The organism is Methylacidimicrobium cyclopophantes, from assembly GCF_902143385.2.
Lineage (GTDB): Bacteria > Verrucomicrobiota > Verrucomicrobiia > Methylacidiphilales > Methylacidiphilaceae > Methylacidimicrobium > Methylacidimicrobium cyclopophantes.
This window is the reverse complement of the sequence record NZ_CABFUZ020000186.1, coordinates 1-1,558: the sequence shown is the minus strand read 5'-3', so window position 1 is coordinate 1,558 and position 1,558 is coordinate 1. Positions and strand designations below refer to the sequence as shown.

Sequence of the window (1,558 nt, the reverse complement as noted above, 5' to 3'; positions counted from 1 at the left end):
GGCCCGCCGCGGCTCGGCAATTGGCTTGCTTGCCCTGGCGGGCGCGGGAAAATGAGAGGGTGCGCCGGGCGCTTTTGTGGGTCGCCATCCTCCTTTCTCTTTCCTTGCTGCTCTTTTGGGCTTGGCGAAGCTCGATCGAACGGACGGACAGCCGTTATGACGCTCAGATTCGGATGGCCAGCCAGCGCTACGGGGTCGATCCCCTGCTGATCCGCTCGGTCATCTGGGAGGAGACCCGTTTTCGCCCCAATAAGGTAGGCCATGTCGGAGAGCTGGGGCTCATGCAGGTTCGTCCGACGACGGCGCTCGACTGGGCGCGAAGCGAGAAACGAATGGATTTCCGGCCGGAGCAGCTCGCCGATCCCGAGATCGGCATCCTGGCCGGAAGCTGGTATCTGGCGCGAGCACTGCGTCACTGGCAGAACACAGACAATCCCTACGTCTTTGCCCTTGCCGAATACAACGCGGGGCGGCGCAACGCCGTTCGTTGGGTGGATCCGGCGAACCCGCGAAGCGGGCGTGCCTTCCTTTCCCGAATCGATTTTCCGAAGACGCGGGAGTACGTATGCCAAATCCTGGACCGTTTCGCCCTCTACCGCGGGCGGATGCCTTGGACCTCGTCTTGCGCCAGCCTTTTTTCCCGTTCAGGAGGAATGGGGAAGAAACGAGCGGGTGCGGATGTCGCCGCCGGGCCGCGAGGATCGGGAAGAGCCGCTGCTCGCCCGGAAACTGTTGCGAAGTAGAAAAACGGGTTGCCAAGCTCGCTCGCCGGTGCATGATGGAAGAAGGGTCGAGGGCCCTTAGCTCAGCGGATTAGAGCGTCTGACTACGGATCAGAAGGTCGTAGGTTCAAATCCTACAGGGCCCAGGCGGAGCAGGGTCGCGGGTGTAGTTCAATGGTAGAACGGCAGCCTTCCAAGCTGCATGCGAGGGTTCGATTCCCTTCACCCGCTCATCTCAGCCTGCATCTTTCCCAATCAGCAGGTTTCCTTTGCGGCTTGCGAGATGGGACCGTCCGCTTGGTCGGGCTCGGGTTTCCTCTTCGCAGCCCGACTCACTCGCTGCACCTCTCGGCTAGGAACTCGAGAGAGACCCTGTAGCCTAAGCATCCCATTCGGGCCGAGGATCCTCTTGGAACGGGCCCGGTCTTCCCGCCGATCGCCGCCCGTGATTCAGTGATAGAAGCGGGTCGATCGCCTGCCGTGATGGGCAGAGGGCTTGCCCTCCCAGGAACCGAGGGCTCGATGGAGGTCGGCAAGAAAATGGTCGGCCATGTCCCGGGAAAGCCCTTCCCGGACGACGATACGGAGGACGGAAACAGTCTGCGCGTCGGGCGGCATCGTATAGGCGGGCACTTGCCATCCATGTTCGCGCAGTCTCTCGGAGAGAGCGAACGCCGCCTCCGCAGGGAAATTTTTCAGCTTGAAGGCAAAAGCGGGCACCTGAGAGCCGTCGCTGACCAGCTCGAAGGGTCCCATTTTGGAGATCCGATCGGAGAGAAAGAGGGCAGTCTCCCGAATCGTTTTCAGGATCCGGGTGTAGCCGGTGCGGCCAAGCC

General features: G+C 61.9%; 1 protein-coding gene, 2 tRNA genes and 1 pseudogene. 3 read left to right on the top strand and 1 reads right to left on the bottom strand.

Going from position 1 to position 1,558, the window contains the following annotated elements; all coding sequences use genetic code 11:
* The 3 genes from FN369_RS08365 to FN369_RS08355 all read left to right on the top strand — a co-directional run.
* Nucleotides 1-743 (top strand): lytic transglycosylase domain-containing protein (locus FN369_RS08365; RefSeq protein WP_142525707.1); only part of this gene is annotated, 743 nt, incomplete at its 5' end.
* 51 nt (nt 744-794) lie between these two features.
* Nucleotides 795-868 (top strand) — tRNA-Arg (locus FN369_RS08360).
* Between the two features lie 14 nt (nt 869-882).
* Nucleotides 883-953: transfer RNA gene (locus FN369_RS08355), tRNA-Gly, on the top strand.
* 219 nt (nt 954-1,172) lie between these two features.
* Here FN369_RS08355 and FN369_RS08350 read toward each other — a convergent pair.
* Nucleotides 1,173-1,558 (bottom strand): annotated as a pseudogene (locus tag FN369_RS08350) (glutamate decarboxylase); the annotation flags it as partial.